The following is a 20975-nucleotide window of genomic DNA, read 5'->3' on the forward strand; positions in this document are numbered from 1 at the left end:
ACGGCTGGGCATCACGAGGATTCCGCCATGCTACGGATCTGCTTCTGCCTGCTGATCGCACTCGCCAGCGCGAGCGTCGCCGCGCGCGAGGTCAAGCTGAGCCCGAACGAAAGCTGCCCGGAAAGCGCCTCGCAGAAGAAGGACACGGTGCGCGCCAGCAACCGTCCCGCGGTCGCGCCCGCGCGCACCGATCCCAAGGCCAAGCCCACGGTGCACAGCGACGCCAACAACGGCCGTTTGCAGTCGCCGCGCTGGCACAGCTTCCTGCCGGGCATGTTCCGCTGAGCTGAGCGGTACGACGCGCGCGGTTCGGGCGCGCATCGGTTTCGATCTCCACTGCCTTCCTGTGCACGCATCGTGCGGGTTCGTGCGCGTGCGCGATCCAGCGGTTAGCCTGTCGCACCACCCGCCGCCCCTCGCCCACCGTGTTCGAATTCCTGCGCCGACTGCGGCGCCCGCCGCCGATTCCCGACCCGCTGTGGCGCGACGCGCGCGACGCGGTGCCGTGGGCGCGCGCCTTGGACGCGGCGCGCGAGGCGCGCCTGCGCGAGCTGGTCGCGCGCTTCCTGCACGAGAAGGCCATCAGCCCGATCGGCGAACTCGCGCTCGACCCGCGCCAGCGCTGCATGCTCGCCATGCTGTGTTGCCTGCCGCTGCTGGAGTTCGGCGCCGAAGGCCTGCGCGGCTGGTCGCAGCTGATCGTCTACCCCGACGCGTTCCGGGTGAACCGCAGCCACACCGACGCGGCCGGCGTGCTGCACGAATGGCAGGACGAGCTGATCGGCGAAGCCTGGGAGGCCGGACCGATGATCCTGTCCTGGGCCGACGTGCTCGCCGATTGCGAACAGCCGCGCGCCGGGTTCTGCGTGGCCGCGCACGAGATGGCGCACAAGCTCGACGCGCTGGACGGACTGCTGGACGGCACGCCGGCGTTGCCGCGCCCATGGCAGCGCGAGTGGGCGCGCGAATTCCAGCAGGCCTACGACGATTTCTGCGCGCAGGTCGACGCGGGGCACGACACCGCGATCGATCCGTACGCGGCCGAGGCGCCAGAGGAATTCTTCGCGGTCGCCACCGAGTACCACTTCAGCGATCCGGAACTGCTGCAGGCGCAGATGCCGGCGGTGGCGGCGCAGTTGCGGCGTTTTTATGGGTCTTCGCCGTTTGCTTGAGACAGGCAAAAGCAAATCCCCCCTAGCCCCCCTTTTTCAAAGGGGGGAACCGTCTCGAATGGCTCGAACGGACGCAAGGGAAACATCAACGCCCCTGCTGGTCTTCCCCCTTTGAAAAAGGGGGATTGAGGGGGATTTGCTTTTCGCGCCGCCCCTCAGAGCGAGCAGATCGAGCCGCCGCCGCGCCTACAACCCCGGCGGCAGCTTCACCTCGAACCGGGCCCCGCCCAACTCGTCCGAGGCCACCACGTCCAAGGTGCCGCGATAGCCGCGCACCAGATCCTGCACGATCGCCAGGCCGATGCCGTGGCCGTGCACGCGCTCGTCGCCGCGCACGCCGCGCTGCAGGATCAGCGCCACCTTCTCGGCCGGAATGCCCGGGCCGTCGTCGTCCACCGCCAGCAGCAGGCCGGGGCGGCGGTTGGGCGCGATCTCGCCCGGCGTCACCGTCAGCAGCACGCGCGAATGCGCCCACTTGAACGCGTTCTCCAGCAGGTTGCCCAGCAACTCCTGCAGATCGCCCGGCTCGCCATGGAACTGCACGCCCGGCGTCACGTCGAACTCGCACAGCACGCCCTTGGCGGCGTAGACCTTTTCCAGGCCGCGCACGATCTGCTCGGCATGCGGCTCGATCGCCACCGGCGCGGCGAACAGCGCGTGGCCGCCCGAAGCCGCGCGCGCGAGCTGGTAGGACACCAGATCGTTCATGCGCCGCAGCTGCAGGTCCACGTCCTCGCGCAGCTCGGTGTCCGGCGCGTTGTCGTCCAGGCGCGCGCGCAGCACCGCCAGCGGCGTCTTCAGGCTGTGGGCGAGATCGGCCAGGGTGTTGCGCTGGCGGTCCAGGTTCTCGCGCTCGCTTTCGATGAAGGCGTTGATGCTTTCGGTCAGCGGCTCCAGTTCGCGCGGATGGCGCTCGCTCATGCGCGAGGCCAGGCCACGCTGCACGCGCTTGAGCTCGTCGATCACGCGCTGCAGCGGGCGCAGGCTCCACTGCATGATCAAGGCCTGCAGCAGCAGCAAAATGAAACCGGCGCCGCCGAGGTAGCGCCACAGCGCGCCGCGGAACACCGCGACCTGGCCGCTCAGCGAGGTCGTGTTTTCGAGGATGTAGATCGTGTACGGGAACTCCGCGCGCGGATCGCCGCCCGCGGCCCAGGTCAGGCCGATGCCGTAGCGGTAGGCCTCGCCGACGTCGCCGTTGATCTCGGTGATCGGCAGCGGCCCCTCGAAGCGGCGCTCGCTGGGCTTGAGCATGGACGCGGCCGGCAGCAGCGGGCCCTGCGCCGAGGGCGAGTCCCAATGCCCGTTGGGCAGCACCAGTTCGGCGTACAGGCCGCTGCCGGGCTGGTCGAAGCGCGGGTCGATCGGCTCGTAGGGCTCGACGAACTCGCCGCTGCGGTCGAAATCGCCCTTGGCTGCGTAGGCCAGCGCGTAACCGTGCAGGCGTTCGCGCAGATTGTTCTCGGCGGTGTCGAGGAAGGCGCGGTCCAGCGCGTAACCGGCCAGGGCCAGGAACGCCAGCAGGCCCAGGCTGGCCGCCAGCAGCTGGCGCGCGCGCAGCGAACGCGGCTGGCCCCAGCTCATCGCGGCCGGCTCGGGCGCACGAACGAAAACCGGGCGCGAATCGCGTTCGCGCCCGGTCGCTGATGTTGGTTGTCGTATCCGTCCGCCCGCATGCCCGGCCCGACGTACCCGCCCGGCCACGGCCGGACGAGGTCCGTCTTACTCCCCGCTGCGCGGAATGGCGAAGCGGTAGCCGCGGCCGCGCACGGTCTCGATCGGCTTCATCGCGCCGTCCGGGTCCAGCTTCTTGCGCAGGCGACCGATGAAGACTTCGAGCACGTTGGAATCGCGGTCGAAATCCTGCTGGTAGATGTGCTCGGTGAGGTCGGCCTTCGAGACCAGCTCGCCGGCGTGCATCATCAGGTACTCCAGCACCTTGTACTCGTAGCTGGTCAGATCGACGTTGGTGCCGGCGACGCTGACGGTCTGCGCGGCCAGGTCCAGCATGACCGGCCCGCACTCCAGCGTCGGCTTGCTCCAGCCGGCGGCGCGGCGCACCAGCGCGTTGAGGCGCGCCAGCAGTTCCTCGACGTGGAAGGGCTTGACCAGGTAGTCGTCGGCGCCCTGCTTGAGGCCCTCGACCTTGTCCTGCCAGCTCGAACGCGCGGTCAGGATCAGCACCGGGAATTTCTTGCCCTCGTCGCGCAGCGCCTTGATCAGCTCCATGCCCGACATCTTGGGCAGGCCGAGATCGATGATGCCCAGGTCGAACGGGACTTCGCGGCCCATGTACAGGCCTTCCTCGCCGTCCTGGGCGGCGTCCACGGCGAAGCCTTCCCGCTTCAGGCGCGCAGCCAGGGTCTCGCGCAACGGGGCTTCGTCTTCGACCAACAGAATTCGCATGGGCACTCCCTTATCAGTCGACCGCGCCGGACGGCGCGACCTCTACGCCAGAGGTTAGTCGTTGTCGTTGTCGTCGCGGCGTGTACGGCCGTCGTCGTTGCGGCGGTCGCGGCCCTGCTGCGGGTCGTCCATGTAGATACGGACCCGGCCGCTGGGATCGACCACCTTGACCCGATTGACGTCGCGGCCGTCGAACGGCACGCGCTCGGCGCTCAGGACCTGGCCGCCGCCGCTCTCGCGTTCGACACGGCGCACAGCATCGGACAACGCGCGATGGCCCTCGTGGCGGTCATGGCCGTCGTCGCGGTCGCGACGCTCCTGGCCCTGGCCGCGGCCGCCCCGGTCCTGCTGCGCCCAGGCATCGCCGGCCCAGACCGCGAGCGCGGCGAGCAGCAACGGAGCCATGAGGCGGACGGACAGGATCTTCATGGGGTCTCGGCGGGACAACGTGACGGAACAATAGCGCACGGGCGCTGGATGAGGTGGCATTCTCGAAATGGAGCGGTGAATCCGGTCTGAACTTTTTCTTTACCTTCCAGCCGCCATTCAGGACGGCAACCTCGGCCAACGGCCAGGGAGCGTCCGCGAACGTGCCCAAGCCCGCCGCCGGCGTAGGGGCTTACCCCTATGGCAGCCCGCAACGGCCCGTATGACACCGTGGTCAATGGCTCAATAGATCTCGCCCACGCAGCAGCGCAGCGAGCCGCCGCCGGCCTCGATGGCGTCCAGCGCGACCTGCGCCACGGCGAAGCCGGCCCGCTCCAGCCCCTCGCGGCTGGCCGGGCTCAGCGCCGCGGCGGCGCGCGCACTCATCCAGACCCGGTCCGGCGACAGCGCGATGGCGTTGCCGGCGAAGGCGGCGTGCTCGGCCGGCCCCAGCGCGATCGCGTGCGGTGCGTAGACCGCGGCGATGGCGGCGGCCGCGGCCGGATCGGCGAAGCCGCCCGGACAGATCAGGGCCGCGCGGCCGGCCAGCACCGCCAGCACCACGTTGGTGTGGTACTCGCCCGGCGCCAGGTCGAACAGCAGGGTCGCGCGCAGGCCCAGGGCCTCGTGCATCAGGCGCGCGCCTTGCTCGTCGCAGCGCTCCGACAGGCCGCAGTAGCCCAAGCCGTGGGCGCGGTCGATCACCAGCGCACCGGTGAGCTCGCAGGGATGCGGCTGGGTCGACAGGTCGATTTCGTCGTAGCCCAGCACGTCGCGGAAGAAGCCGCGGATGTCGGCGCGCTCGGCCTCGCGCTGGCGCACCGGATGGCGCATGCGTCCGATCAGGGTGCGACCGGGCGCGGTCGCGTAGACGTTGTTGGGGAACAGCGCGTCGGGGGTGGCCGGGTCGCCGGCGAAGCAGACCGTCGGCAGCAGCGCCGACAAGGCGCGCTGCAGTTCGCGATGCTGGGCGCTGGCCAGGCCGGGGTCGAAGCCCTCGGCGTCGGCCATGTAGCGGTTGTCGCCGGCCGACTGTTCGGCGCGCGCGAACCCGTCCGGCGCGACCAGGAACGCGGCGCGCGCGGTGGCCGCGCCGAAATCCGGCGCGCAGCCGCGCGCATAGGCCAGGAAGGCCTCGCAGTCGCGCCCGATCATGCCGCGTCCGCCGCGTCGGCCCGCGTCTCGGTCAGCGCCAGCGCGCGCTCGATCAGCGACCAGTCCGCGCCTGGCCGGTGCGCGCCCTCGCTGAGCACCTGCCGGAACGCGCGCCCGCCGCGCTCGCCATGGAACAGGCCGAGCAGATGGCGGGTGATGTGCTTGAGGTAAACCCCACGCGCGAGCTGGCCTTCGACATAGGGTCGCAGGCTACGCAGCAGCTCCGCGCGGCCGCGCAACTCGCCGCCGAACCAGGCCACGTCCAGGCGGTGCAGCAGATAAGGATCGTGATACGCGGCGCGGCCGAGCATGGCGCCGTCGCCGTGGGCCAGGTGCGCGGTCGCGTCTTCCAGGCTGGCGATGCCGCCGTTGACGATCACCTGCAGGTCCGGCCGGTCCTGCTTCAGGCGATAGGCCCAGTCGTAGCGCAGCGGCGGCACCTCGCGGTTCTCCTTCGGCGACAGCCCCTTGAGCCAGGCGTTGCGCGCATGCACCACGAACATCCCGCAACCGGCCGCGGCCACCCGCTCGATGAAGGCCAGGAACACCTCGTAATGCTGATCGTCGTCCACGCCCAGCCGGCACTTCACCGTCACCGGCACGTCGCAGGCCGCGACCATCGCCGCCACCGAATCGGCCACCAACCCCGGCTCGCGCATCAGGCAGGCACCGAAGCGCCCGGCCTGGACCCGATCGGAGGGGCAGCCGCAGTTGAGATTGATCTCGTCGAAGCCGTGCTCCGCGCCGATCCGCGCCGCCTGCGCCAACAGCGTCGGCTCGCTGCCGCCCAGCTGCAGCGCCACCGGATGCTCGACCGGGTCCATCTGCAACAGACGGTCGCGATCGCCGTGGATCACCGCGTTGGCGTGGACCATCTCGGTGTACAGCCGCGCGTGCGGCGCCAGGGCGCGGTGGAAGACCCGGCACTGGGAATCGGTCCAGTCCATCATCGGGGCGACGGACAGGCGCAGCTGCGCGGCGGGGATGGGCGGTGCGGCGGTCATGGCGGGCATTGTACGGGGTGGGGGCTGAGCGCCGGGTCGAGGCGCTTCGTCACTTGGCGTGCGAAATGCGGTCTAGCGATCCGGCGCAAAATTACGAACCTGACCCCATTTCCATCCCAGCGCCACCATGAAGACCATGCGCAACAAGCTGGCCTCGCGCCAGCAGCCTACGCGCACGGGTGAGGTGTTCGACACCAGGGGCGTAGCAGATTGGTGGGACAGGCAGCGCTCGCAGGCGGCATAGATCGGCGAATACGACCATTGCCCTGGTCCACCCGGACCAGATCTAGGCAACCTGGGCGACAAGGTGAAACGCTGAGCTACAAAGGTATCCGTCTTACGGCAAGTCCTTGAATGAGCTAGCCAGCCTGGGTGGTGAAAAAATAGCCAAAAGAGGGGTTCCGGCCGGAAAGCTCCGAAATTCAAGGAAAACTCGGCATTTTATACATCGCTTATCCACAGCTTTGTCACAGGTTTATCTGCAACGCTGCGATGAAAGTGGGCGTAGCTTCCGTCGTGGGCGGTCAGTCGACCGCTCTCAACGAAAGGAGAAATGTCCCGTGAGCTGGAACCAGAATGACAACAAGCACTATCGCGGCCCGATTGACCGGGTGTTCGTCTCGACGACTGAGTCGTACGAAATGAGTTACTTCATCGATGCGTATCTCAGGACGCGAAGCTACGACGTGACGGACAGCAACCGTCGCATTGTCGGCGCCAAACTCGAGACGTACAACGGTCGCGCGCCATGGAAGCGCGATGACTTGAACGCCTTCCTCGACGGCGCGTTCAAGAAGTAACAGAAGAGCTGAACGGCTCCTACGATGTGCGCAGTCGTAGGTGCCGCTCCTTCTGTCGGCTCGTAAGCCGCGAACGAATACGGAGCAGCGCGACGCGGTAGCCGCTCCCTGCCACAAATTCCGTCGACAAAAAAAGTCTGAGTTATTAAGGCGGGCTTGGCGGCGCGCTATGCCGAAGCGATAGCGAAGAATCCTGAATACTTACGAAGCTCATAGAGCGAAGCCACCATCTCCTACTCTGCAGCAAAGGGAGCGGCAAACGCGCTTTTAAAGCCCTATGGCGCAGCCGGCGCTTCCTTGAACCCGGTGCCCTCTAGGCGCCCCCAGAGGACTTCGCGTAGTCAGCGAAGCGGCGTGCGGCAATTTCCTCCGGAAGATGCCTCTTTAGCTCAATCTCGAAAGCTGCAAACGACTCAGCCGCTTGTCGTGCAGCCTCCGCCATGAACGTCGCGTTCTCGTCGATAACTTTCCATTGACGGTCGTCTGGCTCCACGTCCAATGATTGCAGCCACGTCGCGAAGTGGCCGATTGCCTCGCTCAAAGACAGGCAGTATGCGAAATTTGCCGCGACCTTTGCGGGTAATGCCGCAACATGAGAGGCATGGCGCTCAAACGGAACTGCGTGCTGCATAGCAATTGCGCGCCCCAGTTCTCGAGCCCTGCCACGCGCCGCACGCAAGTCACTGAGGAGAGTCGCCACAGCGCGCAGGTGGTTCTGAGTTAGCTGCGTGGCATGCATTAGCGCACATGCTAAAACTTGTCGACGCCGACGTCTCTCTCTCTTAAGTTCCGCACCCATTCGATTAGCGGGAAGCCGAGCGCGACCAGCACAGCGCCTAATGTTCCCAAAGCCGCGAGCGCGTCCCATCCCCAGCTCCAAGCAACTGCATCGTCGCCAGCCACTGCCAGCAGCATGAACATATGTTGCCCCTGGCTGCACTCATTATTGGGTTGCGGCCAACGCGCTTGCGTCAGCGGCCGTACGCCTCCGCTTCCACTCCGCCACGAGGAGCTTCAGTTCGCAAAAATGGGTTCTATCGCCGCCAGGATTGTCTGGATTACTAATGAAATCCACCAGAATTTTGGATCGATCGAAGAGTGCACACACCGCGGGATGGATCGTGTCGTAGATCAGAGTCTCATCAAGATCACCTGCTTTGATCCCGACGGCCATGAATTCGTAGTAGTTCAGAACATATCTCAGTGAAACAACAGCCTCCGCCTTTAGCTTATCGCCCTCCGTTGTGGTGGGATCGTTAAGAATCGCCTTCACCGCTTGGCTGCTAAAGAATTTCTCGTACTCCGGCGGAATGGATTTGCTGCCAGGCGGGAAGTGCCTGCTGACCGTCTCTACACGCTTCAGAAACTCTGCGCTCTTCCGCGTTTCCATGATGATCACGAAGGCATTGTTAGTGCGATGCGCCTTCGTCGTCAACTTGAAATGGATTAGCCAGCCGACAGCAGCGGCCCAGATCGCGACAAAGACGGGGACGACGTTGAGTAACTTGTCGTACTTGACATGATCTTCGCCCGCGATTGCGAAGAAAGCATAGAAGGAGAGCGCGATCCCGAGGATCACGAGCACGAAAGACCAGATGATCACGGTCAGTAGATGACGGTGATCTTCATGAGCGGCCTTCAAAAGGCAAGGCCAAAAGTACACCGCAAGTGCGGCGTAAGCGGCTATGGCTATGCCACCCTGCCCCGCATCAGATAGAGCGGATGACGAGATAAGGAACGTAACTAAGACACCAGCCAAGATGAGAGAAAGCCACGCCCAAGACTGGGATGCCTTCAGATCCTTGAAAACAAATTCCATTTTGCCCCCTGCCCAAAAGCAGAAGGGCCCTCGTGGAAGGGCCCTTCGTTTGCTCATCCAAGTTTAGTCTTCGGCACCGGTCTTCATATGTTCGCTCCAACAGCTGTGCAAGCAACCATGCTTGTGTGGCTTCTCCTATGCACACGTATGGTCAGTTCAACTCCGGACAACCCACGCGTGCAGCCTGTTTACGTCCCTACAGCTTTCGACAGCGTGAAAGTCGACCTAGCTCCCCTTCCGAAGGGGGACAAGCTTCATCCACAAGCGCAGCCTAGCAAGCTACTTGGGTACGCGTAACTGCCTGCAGCGCACTTTTTCGCCCCGTTTATCGGCGACTTACGGACTTCACACGCACCATGCAGGTCTCCAACACATTTTAAGTGCATGAAAATTAAGGAATTATCTCCAATCCATCATCGAGACGACAGACACGTATAGTTGGCCGGCGGGGTAGGGACGGTCGCGGGAACTGCTGAGACGGCAACTGAGCCCGGAGCCTTGGCGCGGGCTTCGGCGCAGGCGCCCCTGAAGGGGCGCTTGTCAGCTGTTGTGCGGACACGGGCACCGACCCAAAGAGTCGCACTATTGGCGAGCCACGGCACTGATACCTTTGATCGTCCACGACGGGGAGCGGTCATGGCCTACGCAGTGCTGGTAATCGCCGCCTGGGGTCTCGCCGTCATGCGCTTGCCGGTGTGGCTGGCGGTATTGCTGGGCGTGGGCTTCATCGGCTTCGGCGCGATCCTGGTCGTAATCGGCGCGGCCGGCATCTATTGGAACAGTCACATGATGCCCAGCAATCACGGGCCTTACTGGACCCTGGGGACCGGCGCGCTGCTGTTGCTGTCGCAACTGGTGCCGATGACCCGGCTGGTGCTGCGTGCGCTGGCGCCGCCGCTGGAACCCTGACTCGCCTTACGCCTTCGACGATACCGTCCATCAGCTTTCGCGCGGCGCCGCTATCAAGGAATCTCTGAACGCGTACCAGGCACTGCTGAAGGCGCGTTTGCAGTCGTCCGATTTTTTGGCCGCGCGGTCTTCGAACCTCATGTCGGACCTCGCTATGACGTCGTACAGCCGATGCCGGTCCGGGTGATTCGCGATAACGGCGTGCAGCACCATCTGGGTAGCCAGCAACTCTCCGGTCGTGTGGTCCAAATCCTTGCGCACGCTCGCGATCATGTTGTGCATTTCCATGCGCAAAAACTTCAGGTCCGAATCGTCCACTGCAGCCCCCTGGTTGGTTGTTGGTATGCGGATTCAGCGCACAGCCTACTCCCGGCAGCAGCGTCGTTCGCGGTCTGCCCACGGCCCGACCCGACCGGTGTCCGGCCCGCGGCTGAACCAATATCCGCCCGGCCATCTGAATGCGGTGGCGTCCACGATCGCATCACCACGCGCGGCGGAGGCTGGCGCTTGCAGGGGACCGCCCCACAGGAAGCCGCCATGAAACCGCAAGCCTATGCCTATGCCCTGAGCCTCACCGCCGCGCTGGCTGCCGTGCCGGCACTGGCGCAGGAGACCACCAAGCCCAAGGCGATGACCTCGGCCGAAAAGATCGCCGTGATCGACACCAATCAGGACGGCATCGTCACCGCCGAGGAGCACGCCACTGGCGCGCGCGTGATGTTCGAGCGCATGGACGTCAACCACGACGGCAAGGTCACCGCCGCCGAGATGGATGCCGCGCACAAGGCGATGAGCGCCAATGCGACGCCGAAGGCCAATGCCGACGATGCGCCGCCCAACGAGCGGCCGATGGACAACAAGAAGAAGGACTGAGCCCGCTCCGTCCGATCGCGCCGGCGTTTACTGCGGCGGATGCCAGACCATGTAGACGTCGGCGCGGGCGTAGTGCGAGCCCGGCCGCGGCGCGGGGTAATGGCGGAAGCCGACGCTTTCGTACAGCGTGAGCGCCGGGGTCAGTTTGGTGCTGGATTCCAGGAACAGTTCGCGCCCGCCCAGCGCCTGAAAACGCTCCAGCACGCCCAGCATCAGCAGTCGGCCGATGCCGCCGCCGCGTTGCGTGCTGTCCACCGCCATCTTGGTCAGTTCGTAGACGCCGTCGCCTTCGTGCTTCAGCGCGACCGTGCCGACGGCGCGGTCGTCGCCGTCGACGGCGAACAGCACCCGGCCGCCGCTGGCGATCAGGTGGGTTTCCGGATCGCCCAGCACTTCGCGGTCGATCGGCTCGACCACGAACCAGCGTTCCAGCCATTCCAGGTTGAGGCGGGCGAAGTCGGCGCGCCATCGCGGCGCGAAGTCGACGATGCGGATGTCGGGGGTGACGCGTTCGCTCATGCGGCCATCATAGGCCGGCGCCGGCGCGGCTGCGTATCAGTGCTTGCCCGGGCCTTTGCCTTTGTCCGCGCCCTTGGCTCTGTCGCCGCCCTTGGCCTTCTCGGCCCCCTTGCCGGCCTCATGCCCCTTGCCCGCCGCGCGCACCTGCGCCGGCGTGGGCGCCGGGCGCTTGCTCTTGACGCTGGGGCGGTTCGGGAAATCGCGGCGCAGCTCGGCATCGATCGCGATCGGGCGGCCCCAGCGGTCGTAGGTGGGGATGAAGCCGCGCTTGAGGCGGTGGAACTCGGGCGAGCCGGGCTTCACGCCCAGACGCTGCGCGACCGCGCCCCAGCCCTCGCCGTGGCTGCGCTCCCATTCGTCGACCACGTAACGGCAGGGGCGGCCCAGCACCTGCGCCATCGCACAGGCGTAATACACGTCGCCGGGCGCCCAGCGCCGCGCGCCCAGCAGCTCGGACACCAGGTCGCGCGGAGCGCCGTAGTTGCGCACCATCTCGTCCACGAACGGCTCGCGATAGCGCGCGCCGTAGCGGTTCATGTCGTCCAGCCAGGTATCGACCCAGGCGTCGCCGCTGCGCGGATCCCAGCCGAATGCGAACTCCTGCGCCCAGCTTTGACCGATGCCGAGCATGGCCGCGACCGAAGCCAGCAGGGTCAGCACCCGCACGCGCAGTCGCGAGCGGGTCGGCAGGTTCGACGGTAGCGCGCTACGGTCCATCGCGGCCTCAGCGCGAGATCACGAACTTGCCGAAGGCCACGCCCAGGTCCCAGCCCTGGCCTTTACCGGCCAGCGCCAGCGACACCTCGCCCTTGGTCATCACCTGGGCCTTGCTGGACTTGACCGCGCCGGCATGGGCCTCGGCCGTGGCGTAGGTGCCCAGAACCTCGGAGATGTTGTGCACGCCGGAGAATTCGCCGATGCCGTTCTCGATCTTCGACTTGCCGACGGTCAGGCCGCCGCCCTTGGCGCTGATCTTGACCGCCATGCTCTGGCCGTTGCTGCAGGTGACGGTGCCGCTGCCGGAGGAGGTCTTGTAGAACACCGACCAGCCCGACAGGTTGAAATGCAGCTTGCAATCGACGTTGCCCGCGGCCTGCGCGGAGGGCGCCCAGGTGGCGGCAAGACCGGCGACGGCGAGGCTGGCGCACAGCAGTAGCGACTTCATGAGAGAACGACTCCTTGCGGACAGGGCCGCAGGCTAGCACCGAACGCGCCGGCCGGCAGCAGACACGGCGACGGCACCGCGCGGGGCGGTGCCGTCGGAGGACGCGTTAGTCGTCGTTGCGCCAGCGGTCGTAGCGGCGGTCGTAACGGCCGTCGTAGTAGCGGTTGTCGTAGCGGTTGTCGTAACGCGCGTCGTAGCGACGGTCGTAACGCGGATCGTAGTACTGGCTCTTGCACTTGCCGTGCTTGTTGCAGTTGGCGTAGCCCGGACGGTTGTACTGGTTGCGGTAACCGTAGGCGTTGCCGTAAGGCGGCTGCGAATAAACGTGGCGCGGCACGTTGCGGTAGTAGGTGGGGCGGCCGTAGCGGTCGCGCACCACGATCAGGCGATCGTTGTAGCCGTAGTTGCCGTAGCGGTAATACGGCGTGTTGCCGCGCATGATCACGTCGGCCACGTTCACGATCACGCGGGCCAGATCGTCGTCGCTCTGCGCCATCGCCGGAGCCGGCGCCATCGCGACCACGCCGAAGCCGGCGGTCATTACCGCCGGGGCGAGCCATCGGGACAGTGCGGTCATATCGGTTCTCCTCATCGCCTGCACCATTGCAAGCACGCTGCGACGATGCGACCGCGACGGTGAACGATCGCGCAATTTCGCTGCCCGGGCCGGGAACCGCTCAGCCGCCGTTGGGCTGCCGTCGTCGCGCGTTCAGCTGAGCGCGGCGAGCGCCAATTCGCGCACCGTGGCCGGCAGCGCGGCCGCGCCGTCGACACGGCGCAGGCGCGGCGCGTCGGCGGCGACCTGCGCCTCGTTCTCGTGCGCCCAGGTCACGTGGTACGGCATGTGGATGCCCCAGCCGCCCAGCTCCAGGATCGGCGCGATGTCCGAGCGCAGCGAATTGCCGATCATCACGAACTGCGAAGCGGCCAGACCGAATTCGTCGAACAGGCGCGCATACGTCGCCGTATCCTTCTCGCTGACGATCTCGATGCGGCGGAACAGGTCGGCCAGGCCGCATTGGCGCACCTTGGCTTCCTGGTGGAACAGGTCGCCCTTGGTGATCAGCACCACGTCGTACTCGGCGGCGATCGCGCGCACGGCTTCGGGGATGCCCGGCAGCAATTCCACCGGATGCCGCAGCAGATCCTTGCCCAGCGCGACGATGCGGTGCAGGTCGGCGGCGCTGATGCGCTCGCCGGTGATCTCGACCGCCGCTTCGATCATCGACAGCACCATGCCCTTCACGCCGTAGCCGAACAGCGCGATGTTGCGCTTCTCGACTTCGTACAGGTGCTGGTGCACGCCGGCATCGTGCAGGTCGACGTAGGCGCCGACGATGCGCTCGAAATCGAGCTGGGCCTGGTCGAAATAATCCTGGCTGCGCCAGAGCGTGTCGTCGGCGTCGAAGCCGACCAGCCGGATGCCGGCCGCGTGCGTGCGATTCATGCGCGCATTATGCCGCGCGCGCGGCGCATAAACAGGAAGGGCGGCCCTAGCCGCCCTTCCTCCGCAGGGGAGTCCACACCCCTGGGTTCTTCAACTCACACTAAGGCCGGGCTCAGCCGCCGTGCTTGGCCGGCTTGCTGCTCTGGGCCTTGGCCACATAGGCCTTGTACTCGTCGGCGGTCAGCGAACCGTCGGCATTGCTGTCGGCCTTGTCGAAGACCTGGCCCAGCGCGGGCACGGACGAGGCCTCGGTCTTGCTGAGGTTGCCGTCCTTGTCCACGTCGACGTCGCTCCAGCTCTTCTTCTGCGGCGCGGCGGCGGTGGCTGCCGGCTCGCTGGCCTGGGCCGTGGTCGCATCGGTGGCGGCGGCGGCCGCGGCATCGGTGCTCTGAGCGGTCTGCTCGGCCGGCGGCGCCTGCTCGGCCTGCTGCGCGAACGCGAGCGGAGCCGACAGGCTGGCGACGAGGGCGAAGGCACCGATCAGGGACTTGCGGGACAGGGTATTCATTCGGGTTCTCTCCTGGAGATTGTGTGTTGCGCGGAGGGTGGAAGCTGGGGGACACCGCACGACTGCACCTTGCCGGCGCGCGTCTGAACCGATCGCGCGCGCGAAGCGTTAAAGCTACGTTCGCTTAACCACACTCGTGGCGAATGACGTTAGGCGGCGTCGGCCGCGCAGGCGCAAAACACGTCAAAACGTGACCTGCGGCGGCATTCGAGCCGATCGCACTGTGCGTGGATTGGCTGAACAAAACACAACCTTTACGAAATCGCGTGTGGTCCGGCCGCATACGTGTGCGTTCGCGCACGCGATGCGCCAGTGCGCGATGGTCGCGCCGCGATCGGGCGCGCTGTTTCAGGCGATGTCGAAACGCACCGCGGGGGCCAGTCCGGGCGCGAACGTGGCCAGGCAGTCCTGCGCCAAGGTCTCCAACGCGACGCGGTCGGCCTTGGACACGCGCGCGAAGGTCGCGATCGTCAGCGTCGCCGCCTCCTTGCCGCGCTCCAGGCTCCAGGTGCCGGCCACGAAGCCGTCGATCAGCACCGTCGCGCGCACGATGCCGTTACGCGTGAACACCGCCGCTTTGTGGCGTTCGTCGAGGATGCGGCTGCGGTCGGCGTGCGCGAGCAACACGTTGTCGAAATCGGCGAGCAGGCGCGGCGGCGCCGGCCGTTCGGGCTCGGGCGACGGTGCGTCGAGCGGATCGAACAGCACGGTGCCGCTGGGATCGCGGTAGCTGCGCAGACGCGGACGCAGGCGCTCGACGATCGCGCGCACGCCCTGCAGGCCCGACCACGCGGCGATGTCCTGCACCGAGGCCGGTCCGAACGCGGCCAGATAGCGCAGCACCATCGCCTCGGACGCGTCGTCGCCGGCCAGCGGCGCGCCCAGCCATTGCGCGGCCGGCGCGAAGCTCGCGGCGCGGTGCGAATCCCAGACGCCGGCCGGCGGCACATGGATCAAGGGCTCGACACCGCGCACCCAGCGCCCCATGGCGCCGGCGTCGCGTTGCGGCCAGTGCGCCTGCAAGGCCGCGCCCAGATCGGTGGCGTTGAGCGGCTGCGCGCTCAGCAGCTCGCGTCCGGCCGCGCTCAATGCGTCCAGGTCCATGTCCTTGACCGCACGGCCCTGATCGCTTTGCAGGAACAAGCGCCGCAGCATCGGCTGCAGGGTGGCGCGCCAGGCCAGATAATCGCGCGCAGTGACCAGGTGCAAGGTGCCGCGCATCATGGTCGCGCGCACCACCTGACGCGCTTGCATCAGTTCGGTGAGCTGCTCGGGACGGAAGCCCGACAAGCGCGACCACAACCCCAGGTACGGCGGATTCGGCGCCTGCGCCTGCAGGCCGCCCAGGCGTTCGATCATCGCCAGCGCGGAATCCGGCAGCGGCTGCAGCAGCGCCTGCCGCTGCAACAGCGCGCGGTTGAGCGCGCGGTTGCTCAAGGGGTCGGCGGCGGAAGATTGACTGGCGGGCATCGGCGGCCGATCGGAAGACGTTGCGCGAACGATAGCCGGATCGGCGGCTCGGATGCGCGCGCCGACGATGCGATGCCGGCAGCGCCGTGATGGGTCGCGGGACGATGGACCGCGGGCGCGCTTGCCGCTGGCGTTCAGGCCTCGTCTTCGGCGTGGACCGACACCTGCGGCTCGCCGTCCTCGTCGAAGCCCACCGACACCACGATAGGCCGGCAACAGACATGGCAGTCCTCGATATAGGTCTGCTCGCCCGCCGATGCGTCCAGCATCAGGCCGATGGTTTCCCCGCAGTAGGGGCAGGACACGTCGACGAAGGGCTGCATGACTGCGCTACCAGCCGGCCCGGTAGACCTGGCCGGTCTGCAGGCCTTCCACGCTGCGCACGAAGGCCAGCGCGGCGCGCGCCGCCGACACCGGCTCGAAGCCGCGGAAGTACGGCGCGTAGTCGGGCATGGCTTCCTCGATCACGGTCGGATTGACCGCGTTGATGCGCAGGCCGCGCGGCAGTTCGATCGCGGCCGCACGCACGAAGGCTTCCAGCGCGCCGTTGACCAGGCTGGCGCAGGCGCCGGAGGCGATCGGATGCTCGCTGAGCACGCCGGTGACCAGGGTGATCGAACCGCCGTCGCGCAGGCGCGTCTGCGCGGCCAGCGCCAGGTTGACCTGCCCCATCAGCTTGTCGCGCAGGCCGATGCCGAACGGCGAGGTCTCGATCGTCGCCGGCGCGATCTGGCTCAAGGGCACGAAGGCGACGTTGCCGGCGGCGCAGACCACCGCGTCCAGCGGCCCCGCCTGGTCCAGCGCGGCTTCGATGCTGGCCGGATCGCTAAGGTCGATGCGCAGCGCGCCGGAGTTGCGCCCGGCCGCGATCACTTCATGGCGTTCGGCCAGCGCCGCCGCCACCGCGCGTCCGATCACGCCGCCGGCGCCGACCAGCAGCACGCGGCGGCGTGCGCCTGCGTTGCTCGCGGCTTCGCTCACGGTTGCGCCTTGGGCAGGGTCTGATCGGCGGCGGGCACCAGCAGCACCTCGACCGGTTCGCCGGGGTTGTGGCTGCGGATGCGGAACTCGTTGGCGTCGAGCTTGAGGATGTCGGTGGGATATTTCTGGCCTTCCTCGATCATCGTCAGCTGACCGGCGTCGAAGGTCCATTGCGCCTGCAGCGGCGTGCCGCCGGGGCCGTCGATGATCAGCGTGCCGCCGTCGAGGAAGGCATAGGTGGTGCCCTTCTCGACCGAGGACGAGTCCTTGACCTCCCAGACCTTGCCGGCGAACTGCGCGGGCGTGACGGCGGCGGGCGCTTCGGCCGGTGCCGCTTGCTCGGGCGCCGGCGCGGCGGGCGTGGTGGCCGCGGGCGCCTGCGCGTCCGGCGCGGGCGCGGGTGCCGGCTTGCACGCGGCCAGACTCAGCGCTGCGGCGGCGGCGAACAGATACAGATGAGCGGAACTGCGGCGCATAGCGGTCTCCGTGAATGCGGTATCGAATGGCGCAGACAGTAGCACCGCGACGTTAAGCGCGGGCGCAGGCGCGCACCCTCACGTCGCGGTAACCCGGGCGCGCCCAAGCTCGCCGCGACGGCCGGGCAGCGCCGCTAGCGGCGCGTGTTCGGACCGCCACTCGCATCGCGCGCGCCGGACCCATGCGCGTCGCGCCGCTCCAGGACGAGCCCTCGTCAGGAGGCCGCATGAAAATCCGACACGTGTTCAGCACGCCCGATCTCGACAGCGCCCAGGCCGCGATGGCGGCCGCGCGCGACGCCGGCGTGCACGACGACGACATCCTGTTGATCGCACGCTCGGACATCGAGCTGGAATCGATCCCCAACGAACGCAAGGAAGCCGACACCGACCTGATGCCGGCAGCGTTGCGCGGCGCGGGCATCGGCGGCGCGGCCGGACTGGCCGCGGGCCTGGCGGTGGTCGCGGCCACGCCGATCGCGCTGACCCTGGCCGGCGCAGCGGCGGCGACCATGGCCGGGGCGATGGTCGGTTGCTGGGCGTCGGCGCTGGTGGGTTCGTCGCTGCCGGATCCGATCCGGCGCAAGTTCCACGACGAGATCGAGGCCGGCCGCATCCTGGTGGTGGTGGACGGCAGCAAGGAGCTGCTGAGCGCGGCCGAACCGCGCATCGTCGCCCAAAGCGGCGCCACGCCGCTGCCGTTCGAAGCGCACAAGGCCGCGGTGGCCTGAGCGCGCTCAGCGTTTCTTGGCGGCGCGCTTGGGCTTGGGCGCGAGCGCGGCGCGATAGTTCTCGTGCAGCGCCTGGACCTTGGCGATGTAGGCCTGCGTCTCGCGGTAGGGCGGCACGCCGCCGTAGCGCGTGACCACGCCGATGCCGGCGTTGTACGCGGCCGCGACCAGGGTCAGGTCGCCCTTGTAGCGGCGGATCAGCTGCTTGAGATGACGCGCGCCGCCGTTGATCGAATCCTCGGCCGAGAACGGATCGGCGACGCCGTATTCCTTCGCCGTGGCCGGCATCAGCTGCATCACGCCTTGCGCGCCCTTGGGCGAAACCGCGGCGGCGTTGAAGCCGCTCTCGGCGTGGGCGATCGCGCGCAGCCAGGCGTCGTCGACGCCGGTGGCCTTGGCCGCGGAACGGAACTGCGCCGCGTACTTGTCCAGTTGCGGCTTGCCGACCTGGCCCAGGCCGGTGTGCGCGGGTTCGCCCGGCGGCGTCTCGACGGTGAACGACAGCACCTTGGTCGAGCCGGGCAGATTGCGCGTGCTGTAGACGGTCTGGCCGTCCTGCTGGCGTTCGTAGAGGGTGCCGTTGATCACGCCCATCGAGCCCCACAGGTTGGGCACCTTGGCGACGTTGTCGTCGAACTCGCGCGCCTCGCAACGCGAGCCCGGTTCCGGCGCGGTCGCCAAACTCACCGTGCCGTCGCGGCCGACGCAGCGGTAGACCTTGCGCGCCTGCGCGTCGCCGGCCGCACCCAGCGCCAGGGCGGCGATCAGCAGCGTCGTCCACGGCAGCGGCAGGCGGGTGTTAATGGGCGGCCGCCGCTTCGGTGGCCTGCACGGCGATCACGCGCACGTCCATCTGCTTGCAGGCCTTGTCCTGGCAGATGCCGTTGAGCCAGACCTCGCCGTTGCCGAACATCACGCCCTTGCCGTTGACGAACAGCTCGGCGTATTTCTGCCCAGTGACGATCTTGGCGATCGCCGGGGTCACGATCTGGTCGTAGGCGGCGGCGAACGCGGACGCGTCCTGGATCTTGCGCGGCTTGCCGTCGATGGTGGCGCTGAAGGGATACGCGGCCATGCGCGCGACCGCCTCGGCGTCGTGCGCGGCGACTGCTTGCTGGAACGCGAGGATCGCCGGTTCGAACACGGCCGGATCGCCCAGCACCTCCTCGATCGATTGGTTGACCTGGGCACGGCCTTCGTCGTTGGTCGCGGGCGCCGGCACTGCGGGGCTCGCTTGCGCAGGCGCGGCGGTTTCGCTGGCCGGTGCGGGCGCCGCCGATTCGGACGCGTTGGCGGGCGCCGCCGTGCTTGCCGGCGCGGCTGCGGGCGCCGCGGTATCGCCGGGCGCGGGCTTGCAGGCGGCCAGCACGGCCACGACGGCGGCGGTCAGGATCAGCGCTCTCATTCGGTCGATCTCCTTGGGGTCGGCCATGCAGCGGCGGCCGGAGCGTGCGGATAGTAGCGCCGCCGCCGTGATCGGCGGCCTAACGGACGCCGGACCGCCGCGGCGGTCGCGGTTCGGCACGCCGCCGCTGGATTCGCGGGCGCCGGCTGGGGCACTCTGGCGCTCACGCTCCCGCCCGGTGATGCCTTGGAACCGTCCACGCCCGACCGCGGCGGCGCGCCGTCCGCCGACACCGCCCCGTCCACCCTGCGCGCGGTCAGCCGTTGGCAACTGCTGGGCCTGTCGATCAACGACGTGGTCGGCAGCGGCATCTACCTGCTGCCGGCGACCGCAGCCGCGCTGCTGGGCCCGGCCAGCCTGTGGGCGGTGCTGCTGGCCGGTTTCGCGGTAAGCCTGCTGGTGCTGTGCTATGCGCAGGCGGCGAGCTATTTCGACCAGCCCGGCGGCGGCTATCTGTATGCACGCGAAGCCTTCGGATCGTTCATCGGTTTCGAGGTCGGCTGGATGCTGCTGCTCACCCGCATCGCCACCGCCGCCGCGCTCAGCAACGGTTTGGCCGCGGCGGTCGCGCACTTCTGGCCGGCCGCGGCCGACGGCGCCGGCCGCATCGCGGTGGTGGTGGGTTCGCTGGCGCTGCTGGTCGCGATCAATCTGGTCGGCGTGCGCACCGCGGCGCGCGCGGGCGTGGTGCTGGCGATCGCCAAGCTGCTGCCGCTGTTCCTGTTCGTGCTGATCGGCGCCGGCCATTTCGACGCCGGCTTGGCCGACAGCGCCGGCGCGCTGCCCGGCGGCGAACTGCCGGTGCGCAATCTCGGCGAAGCGGCCTTGCTGCTGCTGTTCGCCTACGCCGGGTTCGAGAACCTGCCCGCGGCCGCGGGCGAGTACCGCAACCCGCGCCGCGACGTGCCGTTCGCGTTGTTGACCATGATCGCTACCGTCACCGCGATCTATGTCGCGGTGCAATGGGTCGCGCTGAGCACGCTGCCGGGACTGGCCGAATCCAAGGCGCCGCTGGCCGAGGCCGCGGCGCGCTTCGGCGGCTGGTGGTTGGCGCTGATCCTCACCGTGGGCGCCAGCGTCTCGATCCTGGGCACCAACAACAACACCGTGATGATGGCGCCGCGCTACCTGCTGGCGCTGGCCGCGGACGGCTACGGCCCGCGCGCGCTGGCCGCGATCCATCCGCGCTTCCGCACGCCCGCGGTCGCGATCCTGGCGATCGGCGCGGTGTCGCTGGTGTTGGCGCTGTCGGGCTCGTTCGTGCAGCTGGCCTTGCTGTCGGTGGTGTCGCGGCTGTGCACCTACCTGGGCACGGCGGTGTCGGTGCTGGTGCTGCGGCGCCGCCACGGCGACCGCGCGCAGGCGCTGCAGCTGCCCGGCGGCCCGCTGATTCCGATTCTGGCGACGCTGCTGTCGTTGGGCCTGCTGGCCAGCGCCAGTGTGCAGAACCTGATCGCGGCGGCGATCGCGCTGGCGGTGGGCGCGCTGGTCTATCTGCTGCGGCGCAAGCCCGAGGCCGCGCCCTGAGGCTTGGCGAGGCGGCGTAGGCGGCCCCGCGCCGGCCGATGCGCGAATCGCAGTTGGAACGTGTGCGGGCATAGGGATTTCCCCCGATTGACCCTGTTTCTCGACGCCCGGCACTGTCGGTCGTCGGGCGCCACGCGCGCCCACGTCTGCGAAGCCCGAGCGCGCCACCGGCGCCGGCGGGC

28 protein-coding genes are annotated in these 20975 nt (G+C 68.0%); 7 read left to right on the plus strand and 21 right to left on the minus strand.

Going from position 1 to position 20975, the window contains the following annotated elements:
* Positions 1–27 precede the first annotated feature (27 nt).
* A complete protein-coding gene (locus tag LVB77_RS19340) occupies positions 28–285 on the plus strand; it encodes a hypothetical protein (RefSeq protein WP_232907814.1) in 258 nt (85 codons plus the stop codon).
* A 140-nt stretch (positions 286–425) separates the two neighbouring features.
* The gene (locus LVB77_RS19345) at positions 426–1172 is read left to right on the plus strand and encodes a M90 family metallopeptidase (RefSeq protein WP_232907819.1); all 747 of its coding nucleotides are present in this window, start codon (positions 426–428) and stop codon (positions 1170–1172) included.
* Positions 1173–1358: 186 nt separating this feature from the next.
* On the opposite strand, the gene LVB77_RS19350 is transcribed toward LVB77_RS19345, so the two are convergent.
* From LVB77_RS19350 to dusA, 5 genes are all read right to left on the minus strand, one after another.
* Positions 1359–2756 (minus strand): ATP-binding protein, encoded by a 1398-nt coding sequence (locus LVB77_RS19350; RefSeq protein ID WP_232907820.1) that lies wholly within the window; start codon positions 2754–2756, stop codon positions 1359–1361.
* Between the two features lie 138 nt (positions 2757–2894).
* Positions 2895–3578 carry a response regulator transcription factor gene (locus LVB77_RS19355; RefSeq protein WP_055909122.1) on the minus strand — a complete coding sequence of 228 codons (684 nt, stop codon included), beginning with the start codon at positions 3576–3578 and terminating at the stop codon, positions 2895–2897.
* 54 nt (positions 3579–3632) lie between these two features.
* Positions 3633–4007, minus strand: coding sequence for a hypothetical protein (locus LVB77_RS19360; RefSeq protein ID WP_232907821.1), 375 nt, complete (start codon positions 4005–4007; stop codon positions 3633–3635).
* A 240-nt stretch (positions 4008–4247) separates the two neighbouring features.
* Positions 4248–5159 carry an arginine deiminase-related protein gene (locus tag LVB77_RS19365; RefSeq protein ID WP_232907823.1) on the minus strand — a complete coding sequence of 304 codons (912 nt, stop codon included), beginning with the start codon at positions 5157–5159 and terminating at the stop codon, positions 4248–4250.
* Positions 5156–6163: a tRNA dihydrouridine(20/20a) synthase DusA gene (gene dusA, locus LVB77_RS19370; RefSeq protein WP_232907824.1), complete on the minus strand. Its 1008-nt coding sequence runs from the start codon at positions 6161–6163 to the stop codon at positions 5156–5158. The genes LVB77_RS19365 and dusA overlap by 4 nt, the downstream gene beginning before the upstream one ends.
* 560 nt (positions 6164–6723) lie before the next feature.
* On the opposite strand from dusA, the gene LVB77_RS19375 reads away from it, so the two are divergent.
* Positions 6724–6963 carry a hypothetical protein gene (locus LVB77_RS19375; protein WP_232907825.1) on the plus strand — a complete coding sequence of 80 codons (240 nt, stop codon included), beginning with the start codon at positions 6724–6726 and terminating at the stop codon, positions 6961–6963.
* A 313-nt stretch (positions 6964–7276) separates the two neighbouring features.
* Here LVB77_RS19375 and LVB77_RS19380 read toward each other — a convergent pair whose 3' ends face one another.
* The 3 genes from LVB77_RS19380 to LVB77_RS19390 are packed head-to-tail and all read right to left on the minus strand — an operon-like array spanning position 7277 to position 8782.
* Positions 7277–7702 carry a hypothetical protein gene (locus LVB77_RS19380; RefSeq protein WP_232907827.1) on the minus strand — a complete coding sequence of 142 codons (426 nt, stop codon included), beginning with the start codon at positions 7700–7702 and terminating at the stop codon, positions 7277–7279.
* An 11-nt stretch (positions 7703–7713) separates the two neighbouring features.
* On the minus strand, positions 7714–7884 hold the full coding sequence (locus LVB77_RS19385; protein ID WP_232907828.1) for a hypothetical protein: 171 nt from the start codon (positions 7882–7884) through the stop codon (positions 7714–7716).
* 22 nt (positions 7885–7906) lie between these two features.
* Positions 7907–8782: a DUF4760 domain-containing protein gene (locus LVB77_RS19390; protein ID WP_232907830.1), complete on the minus strand. Its 876-nt coding sequence runs from the start codon at positions 8780–8782 to the stop codon at positions 7907–7909.
* Positions 8783–9418: 636 nt separating this feature from the next.
* Between LVB77_RS19390 and LVB77_RS19395 the strand changes: the two genes are divergently transcribed.
* Positions 9419–9691 (plus strand): hypothetical protein, encoded by a 273-nt coding sequence (locus tag LVB77_RS19395; protein ID WP_232907831.1) that lies wholly within the window; start codon positions 9419–9421, stop codon positions 9689–9691.
* Between the two features lie 30 nt (positions 9692–9721).
* Here LVB77_RS19395 and LVB77_RS19400 read toward each other — a convergent pair whose 3' ends face one another.
* Entirely contained in the window at positions 9722–10009 is a 288-nt protein-coding gene (locus LVB77_RS19400; protein WP_232907832.1) for a hypothetical protein, read from the minus strand.
* Between the two features lie 219 nt (positions 10010–10228).
* On the opposite strand from LVB77_RS19400, the gene LVB77_RS19405 reads away from it, so the two are divergent.
* Positions 10229–10564: a hypothetical protein gene (locus LVB77_RS19405; RefSeq protein ID WP_232907834.1), complete on the plus strand. Its 336-nt coding sequence runs from the start codon at positions 10229–10231 to the stop codon at positions 10562–10564.
* 27 nt (positions 10565–10591) lie between these two features.
* Here the strand turns inward: LVB77_RS19405 and LVB77_RS19410 are convergent, their stop codons facing one another.
* The 10 genes from LVB77_RS19410 to LVB77_RS19455 all read right to left on the minus strand — a co-directional run bounded on the left by LVB77_RS19410 (position 10592) and on the right by LVB77_RS19455 (position 17130).
* Positions 10592–11083 carry a GNAT family N-acetyltransferase gene (locus LVB77_RS19410; RefSeq protein WP_232907835.1) on the minus strand — a complete coding sequence of 164 codons (492 nt, stop codon included), beginning with the start codon at positions 11081–11083 and terminating at the stop codon, positions 10592–10594.
* A 36-nt stretch (positions 11084–11119) separates the two neighbouring features.
* Positions 11120–11800, minus strand: a complete 681-nt coding sequence (locus LVB77_RS19415; protein ID WP_232907836.1) for a hypothetical protein — start codon at positions 11798–11800, stop codon at positions 11120–11122.
* Between the two features lie 7 nt (positions 11801–11807).
* Positions 11808–12248 (minus strand): hypothetical protein, encoded by a 441-nt coding sequence (locus LVB77_RS19420; protein WP_232907837.1) that lies wholly within the window; start codon positions 12246–12248, stop codon positions 11808–11810.
* A 106-nt stretch (positions 12249–12354) separates the two neighbouring features.
* Entirely contained in the window at positions 12355–12825 is a 471-nt protein-coding gene (locus LVB77_RS19425; protein ID WP_232907839.1) for a hypothetical protein, read from the minus strand.
* Positions 12826–12957: 132 nt separating this feature from the next.
* Positions 12958–13695, minus strand: a complete 738-nt coding sequence (locus LVB77_RS19430) for an HAD family hydrolase (RefSeq protein ID WP_232907840.1) — start codon at positions 13693–13695, stop codon at positions 12958–12960.
* Positions 13696–13807: 112 nt separating this feature from the next.
* Entirely contained in the window at positions 13808–14203 is a 396-nt protein-coding gene (locus LVB77_RS19435) for an EF-hand domain-containing protein (protein ID WP_232907841.1), read from the minus strand.
* Between the two features lie 348 nt (positions 14204–14551).
* Positions 14552–15673, minus strand: a complete 1122-nt coding sequence (locus LVB77_RS19440; protein WP_232907843.1) for a winged helix DNA-binding domain-containing protein — start codon at positions 15671–15673, stop codon at positions 14552–14554.
* A gap of 134 nt (positions 15674–15807) precedes the next feature.
* Positions 15808–15996 (minus strand): CPXCG motif-containing cysteine-rich protein, encoded by a 189-nt coding sequence (locus LVB77_RS19445; protein ID WP_232907844.1) that lies wholly within the window; start codon positions 15994–15996, stop codon positions 15808–15810.
* Positions 15997–16003: 7 nt separating this feature from the next.
* A complete protein-coding gene (locus tag LVB77_RS19450) occupies positions 16004–16654 on the minus strand; it encodes a short chain dehydrogenase (protein ID WP_232907845.1) in 651 nt (216 codons plus the stop codon).
* Positions 16651–17130 carry a hypothetical protein gene (locus LVB77_RS19455; protein WP_232907846.1) on the minus strand — a complete coding sequence of 160 codons (480 nt, stop codon included), beginning with the start codon at positions 17128–17130 and terminating at the stop codon, positions 16651–16653. Before LVB77_RS19455 ends, LVB77_RS19450 begins: the two co-directional genes overlap by 4 nt.
* Before the next feature lie 227 nt (positions 17131–17357).
* Between LVB77_RS19455 and LVB77_RS19460 the strand changes: the two genes are divergently transcribed.
* Positions 17358–17861: a hypothetical protein gene (locus LVB77_RS19460; protein ID WP_232907847.1), complete on the plus strand. Its 504-nt coding sequence runs from the start codon at positions 17358–17360 to the stop codon at positions 17859–17861.
* 6 nt (positions 17862–17867) lie between these two features.
* Here LVB77_RS19460 and LVB77_RS19465 read toward each other — a convergent pair whose 3' ends face one another.
* Both LVB77_RS19465 and LVB77_RS19470 read right to left on the minus strand, forming a co-directional pair.
* The gene (locus LVB77_RS19465) at positions 17868–18647 is read right to left on the minus strand and encodes a lytic transglycosylase domain-containing protein (RefSeq protein ID WP_232910367.1); all 780 of its coding nucleotides are present in this window, start codon (positions 18645–18647) and stop codon (positions 17868–17870) included.
* 13 nt (positions 18648–18660) lie between these two features.
* Positions 18661–19266: a hypothetical protein gene (locus LVB77_RS19470; RefSeq protein ID WP_232907848.1), complete on the minus strand. Its 606-nt coding sequence runs from the start codon at positions 19264–19266 to the stop codon at positions 18661–18663.
* Positions 19267–19512: 246 nt separating this feature from the next.
* Between LVB77_RS19470 and LVB77_RS19475 the strand changes: the two genes are divergently transcribed.
* A complete protein-coding gene (locus tag LVB77_RS19475) occupies positions 19513–20793 on the plus strand; it encodes an APC family permease (RefSeq protein WP_232910369.1) in 1281 nt (426 codons plus the stop codon).
* The last annotated feature ends 182 nt before the right edge of the window (positions 20794–20975 follow it).

Source organism: Lysobacter sp. 5GHs7-4, from assembly GCF_021284765.1.
Lineage (GTDB): Bacteria > Pseudomonadota > Gammaproteobacteria > Xanthomonadales > Xanthomonadaceae > Lysobacter.